We start from the raw sequence: 10275 nt of genomic DNA, 5'->3' as shown, positions 1-10275 counted from the left end.
AAATAGGAAAGGGGTGTACAAAGTTAAAATTGGAACAATGCGAATCCATTTGCAGCAATCTTGGCTGTAAGGTCATCACTTTCTGCTGCGTATTCTTCGCCAGTATAGATATTAGTGATTTTCCTGCCTTTTAGGTTGAATGGCAGAGGATAGCTTGCTTCTTCATCGCTCATGTTCACGACTACCATAATGGTTGTTTCGCCGTTGGATTTCGTATAAGCAAAGCAGCTTTCATGATAGTCAGATGGGATGAAGTGAAGTTCACCTTCATTTGCCAGGAGCGGATATTCTTTGCGAAGCTGGATCATCTTTTGGACGTGTGTGAACATATCCTGGTGTTGATCTTCTTCATTCCACTTCATGCATTCTCGGCATCCTGGATCTTGCGGGCCGCTCATGCCAATTTCATCACCGTAATAGATACATGGCGTACCGATGTAAGAAAGCAATACAGTGAAGATTTGTTTAACTTTATCCTCGTCACCGCCGCACTCGGTCAAGATTCGTGGTGTGTCATGGCTGCCGATTAGGTTGAAGGCAACCTCGTTGACGTTTTTCGGATACATATGATTGACTGTCGTCATGTTCTCGATGAATTCTTTTACGGAAATAGTTCCACGCGCAAACAGGTTTAGGATGTTTGTCGTAAAAGGATAGTTCATGACAGCATCAAACTGGTCGCCACGCAGCCATGGCATTGAATCGTGCCAGATTTCACCGAGAATATAGAGGTCAGGCTTGATTGCTTTCACTTCAGTACGGAATTTTCTCCAGAAAGAGTGGTCGACCTCATTGGCGACATCAAGTCTCCAGCCGTCGATATCAAACTCGCGGACCCAGTAACGGCCGACTTCAAGCAGATATTCAATGACTTCAGGATTTTCCGTATCCAGCTTCGGCATTGATTTTTCAAAAGCGAAGGTATCATAATTCGGCCTTGGCTCCATTACTAGCGGGAATTCGGTAGTGTGAAACCAGTCCTTATAAGGAGATTCTTCACCTTTTTCCAGTACGTCCTGGAACTGAGGGAAATAGAATCCACTGTGGTTGAAGACAGCATCCAGCATGACCTTGATGCCATTTTCGTGGCATACCTGGACCAGCTTCTTCAGGGTATCTTTATCTCCGAATTGTGGATCGATTTCCATATAATCAATCGTATCGTATTTATGGTTGGAATAGGCTTTGAAAATAGGCGTAAAATAAATACCGGTGATTCCAAGCTTGGCCAGATAATCAATATTTTGGATTACACCTTGAAGGTCACCGCCAAAAAAATTGTCCCTTTCAGGTGGTGCACTGCCCCATGGCAAAGCGCCTTCTGGATCATTTGATGGATCTCCATTGCCAAAGCGTTCAGGGAAAATCTGATACCAAACTGTATCTTTGACCCATGATGGAGCACGGAACACATCGATATTGTTAAGGTAAGGGAATGCATAATAATAGCCTGTATCATCCAAAGGAGGTTCATCGTAAAATCCTTTTTCAGTTAAACAAGCTGTTTCGTTGCCATCATTTAAAATAAATCCGTAACGCATCCTGCGGAAAGGAGGCTTAATAGAGACAAACCAGTAATCGAATAACTGGTCTGAGCCGCTCTTAATCATTGGAACGATATTGGTGTTCCATTTTCCATCCTGCCAGTCATATGGATCGCCATTTAATAGGGAAACTTCTTTCAAATCATCTTTTTTTGTGCGAATGCGAATATGTAGTTCTTCATTAGTGCAAGCGTATGCATAATTATCTTTAGGACGGTGGTAAATCGCTTCTTTTAACAAGTTGGAACCATTCCTTTCACTATTAACTTTTATGATTGCGACTTTCCAAACGAGCAAAAAGTGAATTTAATGCTCTATCTGATGAAATTTTAACGGAAAGAGCTACAATACATCAAGATTAAAACAAGGGTAGACCACTCAATTTGAAATGTCAATTATTAAAAAGTTGATTCACAAAACTTTAATGATTTAACATGACTTTTAAAAAAAATTAAAAAAACTAGTTGTCAAAAGAATTTAAGTCTTTATAATAAGAGGTAGGTTGTGCAATCGTTTTCATAGACTTGCAAGCTGAATTACAAACGTTTGCACAGGCAGTGAGCGTTCTGCGCAATAATTAGTTACAACACATTTTTAGGAGGGGTATACACATGAAAAAGGCATTGTCGATTTTCATGATGCTGGTCTTAATGATCGGCGCACTTGCAGCTTGTGGACCTAAAGAAGAAGAAAACACAGGTTCAAAAGACAACGGCGAGAAAACAGAAGACGCTTCTAAACCAGAGAAGCTAGTAGTTTGGGAAGACAAAGATAAGTCTGGCTGGCTAGAAAAAGTAGCAGCAGACTTCGAAAAAGAACACGGTGTTAAAATCGAGTTCAAAGAAGTAGAAATGGCTACAAAAATGAAAGAACAATTACGTCTTGACGGTCCTGCGGGAACTGGCCCGGACATCATCACTCTTCCACACGACCAAATCGGTGAGCTTGCAGTTCAAGGACACATTGCTGAACTAAATGTAAGCGACGATGTGAAGAGCACTTTCTCTGAGTCTTCAATCAACGCACAAACTTTCGATGGTAAATTATACGGACTTCCAAAGTCTGCTGAAACTCCAGTTTTCATCTACAACAAAGCTCTTATGACTGAAGTTCCTGCTACAATGGAAGATCTTTACGAATTCGCAAAAGCTAACACTAAAGACGGCAAGTACGGTTTCCTTGCACTTTGGGATAACTTCTACTTTGCACATGCACCAATCGCTGGTAACGGCGGATATGTATTCGGTGAAAAAGACGGCGCTCTTAACCCTCAAGATCTTGGCTTGAACAACGAAGGTGCTGTAAAAGGTACTGAGTACATCCAGAAGTGGTATGCTGAAAAGTTATTCCCTAACGGAATCATCGGTGAAAACGGCGGATCTGCTATGGACGGACTATTCAACGAAGGAAAAGTTGCTTCTGTCATGAACGGACCATGGGCATTCGGTGGAATGAAAGATGCTGGCATCGACTTTGGTGTAGCTCCATTCCCTAAATTCGCTGATGGCACTCCAATGAAGACTTTCATGGGTGTTAAAGGCTGGCACGTTTCTTCTTACTCTAAGAACCAGGAATGGGCAACAAAGTTCCTTGAGTTCATCACTAACGACGAAAATGCGAAATACCGTTTCGAACAAACGGCTGAAGTTCCAACAAACGTAGCACTTGTTGACGATCCAGCAATCGCTGAGAACGAAGGCGCTAAAGCTGTTGCACTTCAAACTCAAGACGCAGTTCCAATGCCAAACATCCCGGAAATGGGTGAAGTTTGGTCTCCAATGGCAAGTGCATTGCAAACTGTTGTAACAGGCAAAGCAGAGCCAAAAGCAGCTCTTGATTCAGCTGTAAAACAAATTCAGCAAAACATTGAGCAAAACCACTCTAAATAATAGTACTAGTTGATATAGCAGTACCTCCCATGGGGGGTACTGTTATATTTTCCAGCAGTATATTCCAATTTCTTTGTTTTCCTAAGCGGTATGTGAAAAGTCACAAAGTTTACGAAAACGGCAGTAAAAAAGTCTTTCATTGAGCAAACGGTTGCGCTAAAATAGAAATATACCTAATCAGGTGCTTCATGAGAGTGAAAACAGGAAAATTCGATACAATAAATATGTGATCCGTCGAGAAAATTTCAAGTACGGAAAACAATGTATTCGTTCTCATAAAGCATCTGATGCTTTTACCAAGGTCTCTTCGCAGGATCGTAGTTTCCAGTCATTACTTATCCATTCTTTTACAAAGCCTCTTAACTAAGCGGAGGGAGTATGGTCTAAAGTAAGCATAAGAAGCGGGTTAAACGATTAGGGGCCTTAAAAAACATAGAAAGAGAAAGGGGAATATAGGATGGAGAAGAAATCCTATCAAACCAACCACCGTAGAATAGCAACAGCCCTTTCGATTATTCCAGGGCTAGGACAGCTATACAACAAACAATATTTAAAAGGGATTGCATTTCTTATTTTGACCGGTGCATTCTTCGGAGTATTCGCAGATCTGCTCAACATGGGTTTATGGGGTCTGTTTACACTCGGAGAGCAGACGCCACGTGACCATTCCATCTTCTTGATGGTTGAAGGGATTCTGGCACTGATTGTCCTGCTCTTTGGAATCGGTTTCTATCTATTTAATTTGAATGATGCATATAAGACTGGTTTGAAAAGAGACATGGGAGAGCGTTTAAGCTCTGTTAAGGAGCAATATAATAACCTGATTGATAATGGATTCCCATATTTGATCATGTCACCTGGATTCCTGCTATTGATTTTTGTTGTTGTATTCCCAATTCTATTCGTAGTTTTACTAGCATTCACTAACTATGATCTATACCATTCACCACCCGCAAAATTGGTTGACTGGGTCGGACTTAAAAACTTCTTTGATTTGTTCCAATTAGAATCATGGCGTCAGACATTCTTCTCTGTACTTTCATGGACAATCATCTGGACATTCGTTGCTACAACTTTCCAGGTTGCATTGGGAATGTTCCTGGCGATTCTCGTAAACCAGAAGGATGTAAAAGGAAAGGCAATCATCCGTACAGTGTTCATTCTTCCTTGGGCAGTACCGGCTTTCGTTTCAATCCTTGTATTTGCTGGTATGTTCAATGAGTCATTCGGTGCCATTAACCGTGACATTCTTGGTTTCTTTGGAATTGATCCGATTCCATGGATGACAGAAGCTATGTATACGAAAGTCGCATTGATCATGATTCAAACGTGGCTTGGATTCCCGTTCATTTTCGCTATGGTTACCGGTGTCCTTCAATCCATTCCGGAAGAATTATATGAAGCAGCGACTGTTGATGGAGCCACGAACTTCCAGAAGTTCAAGAACATCACATTGCCGTTAGTGCTTTTCGCAACAGCACCAATCCTGATTACACAGTATACTTTCAACTTCAATAACTTTAATATCATTTATCTCTTTAATGGCGGCGGGCCTGCAGTTCCAGGAGCGAATGCAGGTGGGACAGATATCCTTATTTCGTGGATATACAGCCTAACGATGACATCTGCACAATATTCTAAAGCTGCTGCTATCACAATGCTCCTTTCATTAATCGTTATTGGAGTAGCTTTATGGCAGTTCAAGAGAACGAAATCATTCCAAGAAGAGGATATGATGTAATATGAGTATCAAACGACAGAAATATCTCAGACTGACATTAACGTACCTTGTCATTTTAGCTATGTTTGCTATTATTATTTACCCACTACTCTGGATTGTCGGTTCATCCTTCAATCCGGGCCAAAGCTTATCCGGTTCAAGCATCATACCGGAAAATGCTACCCTTGCTCACTATAAGGAACTTTTCGATACTAACCAAAGCGCGTACTTGTACTGGTACTGGAATTCGCTGAAGGTAAGTGTACTGACAATGTTGTTTACAGTCATCCTTGTCAGCCTGACGGCGTATTCATTTTCACGCTATCGTTTTATCGGACGTAAAAACAGCTTGATGACATTTTTGATCCTGCAGATGATTCCTAACTTTGCAGCGTTGATTGCGATTTTCATCCTTGCTTTATTGACTGGCTTACTTGACACTCATCTAGGCTTGATCCTTGTATATGTTGGGGGAGCAATCCCGATGAATACTTGGTTGATGAAGGGATATCTTGATACAATTCCGAAAGAACTTGATGAATCAGCTAAAATGGACGGTGCCGGCCACCTGAGGATTTTTTTCCAGATCGTCATGCCGCTTGCAACACCTATCATCGCGGTTGTAGCATTGTTCGCGTTCATCGCTCCATTCGGGGATTTCATCCTTGCAAGGATCCTTTTACGTACAGAAGAAAAGTACACACTTGCTGTTGGTCTATATGATATGGTTGCCAAACAGTTCGGTGCAGAATTCACAACATTTGCTGCCGGTGCCGTTCTAATCGCGGTACCGATTGCAATCCTGTTCCTATCATTCCAAAAATACTTTGTTTCTGGTTTGACGGCAGGAGGAACAAAAGGATAATCTATTAGGGCAAACACTTTTAAGCAAAGGCCAATTGGTCTTTGCTTAAATTATGAGGAGGACCGGAGATGAAAAAAATTCTCATCTTCATCTTGATTCCGTTTCTTCTTTTTAACGCCCTCCCGGTAGGCGCTGTTGAAAATGAAGGACGCAAATGGCAGGATGAAACAATTTATTTTTTAATGGTTGACCGTTTTAATAACGGTGACAACAGCAATGATTTTGAGGTTGATGCAAATGACCCAAAAGCCTATCATGGAGGCGACTTCCAGGGTGTCATCGACCAGCTGGATTATATTAAGGATATGGGGTTTACCGCAATCTGGCTGACGCCTGTATTCGATAATGCAGATAAAGGCTACCATGGCTATTGGATCAAGGACTTCTATAATACGGAAGAGCATTTTGGCAGCGTTGAAAAGTTCAAAGAGCTGGTAAAAGAGGCACATGATCGTGACATCAAGATCATTCTTGATTTTGTTGTCAACCATGTCGCTCCAGAACATGAATGGGTAAACGATCCAGCCAAGAAAAACTGGTTCCATGAAAAACAGGATATTGTCGACTGGAATGACCAGGAACAGCTGGAGAATAACTGGCTTTATGGCCTTCCTGATTTAGCTCAGGAAAACCCTGAGACAAGGAAATATTTGTTGGATGCTGCTAAATGGTGGATTGAAGAAACGGATATAGACGGTTACAGGCTCGATACGGTCCGGCACGTACCGGTTGACTTCTGGGAAGATTTTTCAAAAGAAGTGAAAAGTGTTAAAGATGACTTCTATCTGATTGGCGAGGTTTGGTCGGAGGATCCGAATTATATCGCTGAATATGATAAGGCAGGAATCGATGGGTTTGTTGATTTCCCATTGAATGAGCAGCTGCGTACCGCATTTGAAAAGCCTGATCAGACATTGGACTGGCTTTTAACAACAGCAAAAAGAAATAAGTCGATTTATGAGAACCCCGAACTGATGGGCAATTTTATTGATAACCACGACATGGTCAGGTTCACAAGGAAGGCAGTGCAGAATAGGAACCATCCAGGAACAAGATGGAAGATGGCGCTGACTTATATGTACACTGCTCCAGGTATACCTATTGTCTATTATGGAAGTGAAATCGCCCTTGACGGTGGGGAAGACCCGGATAACCGGAGACAGATGAACTTCAGGACGGATAAAGAATTAATCGACTACATTACGAAAATTGGCGAGCTGCGCAATGAACTTCCTTCATTAAGAAGAGGCGATTTTGAAGTCCTTTATGAAAAGAAAGGAATGGCTGTTTTCAAAAGGACCTATGAGAATGAAACTGCAGTCATTGCGATTAATAATACTTCAAGTACCCAGAATGTCACACTGACAGCGGATCAGTTAGAGGATGACAAAGAGCTGAGAGGCTTGCTTGCGAATGATCTTGTCAGAAGCAAGGATGGGGAGTATAACCTTGCATTGGTGCGTGAAAAAGCAGAGATTTATGTGCTAGCTGAAAAAACAGGGTTGAATATTCCATATTTAGCGACAATGGGGGCTGTATACGCAGCGTTCTTCGGCTTCATTTTCCTCCTTTTCAAAAGAAGGAAGCGAAGCAAGGACTAATGAGAGCAAGACCAAAACCTGCCTCCATTGTTGTTTAATGGAGGCTTGAAAAAATAAGCAAAAATATGGGACAAATCATTTATAATAGAGATAAAGGATTTTTTCTGGCAGAAGGGAGGGGAACTTTATGGCTGTCACAATAAAAGATGTTGCGAAGGTAGCTAACGTCGCGCCTTCAACTGTCTCGCGTGTAATCGCCAATAGTCCGAGGATAAGCGAAAAAACGAAAGAGAGAGTCAGGGAGGTTATGGACCAGCTTGGGTATCACCCAAACTTCATCGCCAGAAGCCTAGCTAGCCAATCTACCCGGGCAATCGGCCTGGTAATGCCAAGCTCTACTGATGTCGTCTTCCAGAACCCGTTCTTTCCAACTGTCTTGACAGGTTTGAGCGAAGGAGCGCATTCAAAGCAATACGCCCTTCACATGACAACTGGAAAAACAGAGGATGAAATCTTCGATGGTGTTGTCGCGATGGTTCAGGGTGGCAGAGTAGATGGTGTGGTTCTTTTATATTCAAAGGTGGAAGACAGGGTCATTGCTTATTTGAAGGAAAGAAAGTTTCCGTTTGTTGTGATCGGCAAGCCTTTTAAAGATGATGAAAATACCAGTTATGTCGATAATGATAACTTTAAAGCGGGTAAAGAAGTGACCGAGCATCTAATCCAGCTTGGTCATGATCGAATTGCTTTCATTGGTGGAAATCTGGATTTAGTCGTGACGGTTGAACGTCTGCTAGGCTATGAAAAAGCCTTAAGAAACTCTGGAATCTACCTAGAAGACAAATACATTGTCAATGATGAATTCTTACGAGAAAGCGGCCAGGATGCTGTCGAGGTCTTACTTTCGTTAGATCAGCCTCCTACCGCAATGGTAGTTGCCGATGACTTGATGGCACTAGGTGTGCTGAATAAGCTTGATGAAATGGGAATTGCAGTGCCACAAGATGTTTCCATCGTCAGCTTTAACAATGTACTGATTGCCGAGATGGCAAGACCGCCTTTAACTTCTGTAGATATTAACATTTTCGACCTGGGATACCAGGCTGCGAAAAGTTTGATTCAAATTATAGAGAATCCTAACGAGCCAGTAAAAAAAATTATCGTTCCGTTCAAAATTGTCACTCGATATTCTTGCGGCAATCCTAAGGATAATAAAGAAGCACTTATCTAGTATGTAAAAAAAGCAAAGCATAGCTTTGCTTTTTTGTTTATCCATTTACGATAGTTCCGCCATTTACGTGAATTGTCTGTCCGTTAACATAAGTAGAGTCATTGCTTGCCAGATAGACGTATGCGGGTGCCAGCTCATATGGCTGGCCGGCTCGTCCCATTGGAGCATTCGTTCCGAACTTCGCTACTTCCTCAGCAGTGAAGGTGGAAGGAATGAGCGGAGTCCAGATCGGGCCAGGAGCTACACTGTTGACGCGGATGCCATGTGACGCCAGGGACATGGCTAGGGAACGCGTGAAAGAAACAATAGCACCTTTAGTCGAAGAATAGTCAATTAGCTTCTCATTACCCTTATATGCAGTTATAGAGGATGTATTTATGATTGTGCTGCCTTTCTTTAAATGTGGAAGGACAGCCTTTGTAAGATGGAAGATGGAGAATACATTCGTGCGGAATGTCTTCTCCAGCTGGTCCGCAGAGATATCGAGCAAGCTCGTTTGCGGATGCTGTTCTGCTGCATTATTGACCAGGATATCAATTTTACCGAACTCTTCAAGAGTTTTCTTCGTCACTTCCTCACAGAAATGCTCACTGCCGATATCACCAGCAAGGAGCAGGCATTTCCGGCCTTCAGCTTCGATTAGTTCTTTAGTGGTGTTGGCATCATTGCTTTCCTCAAGATAGACAATCGCGACATCCGCACCTTCCTTTGCAAAATAAATCGCAACAGATTTGCCGATTCCGCTGTCGCCACCTGTAATAAGGGCAACCTTCCCGGAAAGTTTTCCAGATCCTTTATAATTTTCATCGACTGACTTAGGCTCAGGATGCATTTCCGGCTCTGTACCAGGCTGATGGTCCTGATGCTGAGGCGGGAATCCTTTTTTATTGTTATCAGTAGGCATAATAAATCCACTCCTAAAAAATTAAATTCACCATTACTTAAATTCCTTTAAAATCCAGAGAAAAAACATGGAAATTCCTTCAATTAATAGGGGAAAGGTAAAAATGAAGATCCGTATTTTTAGAGCATTACCCAAAATGGTGAAATAAACTCCAAAAAGGGTAAAGCAGGAGGTCTGCATTGACCCAAATGATGTAAAAAACCCAAAAAAAGGGTAAAGCAGGAGGTCTGCATTGACCCAAATGATGCAGAAAATCCAAAAAGGGGTAAAGCAGGAGGTCTGCATTGACCTAAATGATGTAAAAAATCCAAAAAAGGGTAAAGCAGGAGGTCTGCATTGACCCAAATGATGCAGAAAATCCAAAGAGGGGTAAAGCAGGAGGTCTGCATTGCATAATAAAAATGAAGCGGCCTCCTTAAAAGGAAGCCGCTCCATTCATATTATTAAAGTTTGTTTTTAAAGATTGAATAAGTCTTGTAGCCGCCTGTCAGGTTCTTGACCTTGAATCCGTTTTGCTGAAGGATACGGGAAGCTAGGTAACCTCTCAATCCAACCTGGCAAGTGATCAGGATTGTTTCATC

7 protein-coding genes are annotated in these 10275 nt (G+C 42.0%); 5 read left to right on the top strand and 2 right to left on the bottom strand.

All coding sequences use genetic code 11. The features are described 5' to 3' along the window. Nucleotides 1–23: 23 nt before the first annotated feature. Complete coding sequence (locus ACH0QE_RS12325) at nucleotides 24–1784, bottom strand: alpha-glycosidase (RefSeq protein ID WP_415800943.1); 1761 nt, start codon at nucleotides 1782–1784, stop codon at nucleotides 24–26. A gap of 371 nt (nucleotides 1785–2155) precedes the next feature. Here ACH0QE_RS12325 and ACH0QE_RS12320 point away from each other — a divergent pair, with 371 nt between their 5' ends. The 5 genes from ACH0QE_RS12320 to ACH0QE_RS12300 all read left to right on the top strand — a co-directional run bounded on the left by ACH0QE_RS12320 (nucleotide 2156) and on the right by ACH0QE_RS12300 (nucleotide 8790). Beyond that, nucleotides 2156–3433 carry a sugar ABC transporter substrate-binding protein gene (locus ACH0QE_RS12320; protein WP_415800942.1) on the top strand — a complete coding sequence of 426 codons (1278 nt, stop codon included), beginning with the start codon at nucleotides 2156–2158 and terminating at the stop codon, nucleotides 3431–3433. A 457-nt stretch (nucleotides 3434–3890) separates the two neighbouring features. After that, nucleotides 3891–5174 (top strand): carbohydrate ABC transporter permease, encoded by a 1284-nt coding sequence (locus tag ACH0QE_RS12315; protein WP_415800941.1) that lies wholly within the window; start codon nucleotides 3891–3893, stop codon nucleotides 5172–5174. A gap of 1 nt (nucleotide 5175) precedes the next feature. Further along, nucleotides 5176–6018 carry a sugar ABC transporter permease gene (locus ACH0QE_RS12310; protein WP_415800940.1) on the top strand — a complete coding sequence of 281 codons (843 nt, stop codon included), beginning with the start codon at nucleotides 5176–5178 and terminating at the stop codon, nucleotides 6016–6018. A gap of 68 nt (nucleotides 6019–6086) precedes the next feature. Beyond that, entirely contained in the window at nucleotides 6087–7619 is a 1533-nt protein-coding gene (locus tag ACH0QE_RS12305; protein ID WP_415800939.1) for an alpha-amylase family glycosyl hydrolase, read from the top strand. Between the two features lie 127 nt (nucleotides 7620–7746). Then, the gene (locus ACH0QE_RS12300; RefSeq protein ID WP_415800938.1) at nucleotides 7747–8790 is read left to right on the top strand and encodes a LacI family DNA-binding transcriptional regulator; all 1044 of its coding nucleotides are present in this window, start codon (nucleotides 7747–7749) and stop codon (nucleotides 8788–8790) included. A gap of 37 nt (nucleotides 8791–8827) precedes the next feature. Here ACH0QE_RS12300 and ACH0QE_RS12295 read toward each other — a convergent pair whose 3' ends face one another. Beyond that, nucleotides 8828–9694, bottom strand: a complete 867-nt coding sequence (locus ACH0QE_RS12295; RefSeq protein ID WP_415800937.1) for an SDR family oxidoreductase — start codon at nucleotides 9692–9694, stop codon at nucleotides 8828–8830. Between the last annotated feature and the right edge of the window lie 581 nt (nucleotides 9695–10275).

This window comes from Mesobacillus sp. (assembly GCF_047739415.1).
Classification (GTDB): Bacteria; Bacillota; Bacilli; order Bacillales; family Cytobacillaceae; genus Mesobacillus.
The sequence above is the reverse complement of the archived record's forward strand: the minus strand, read 5'-3'. Positions and strand labels throughout refer to the sequence as shown.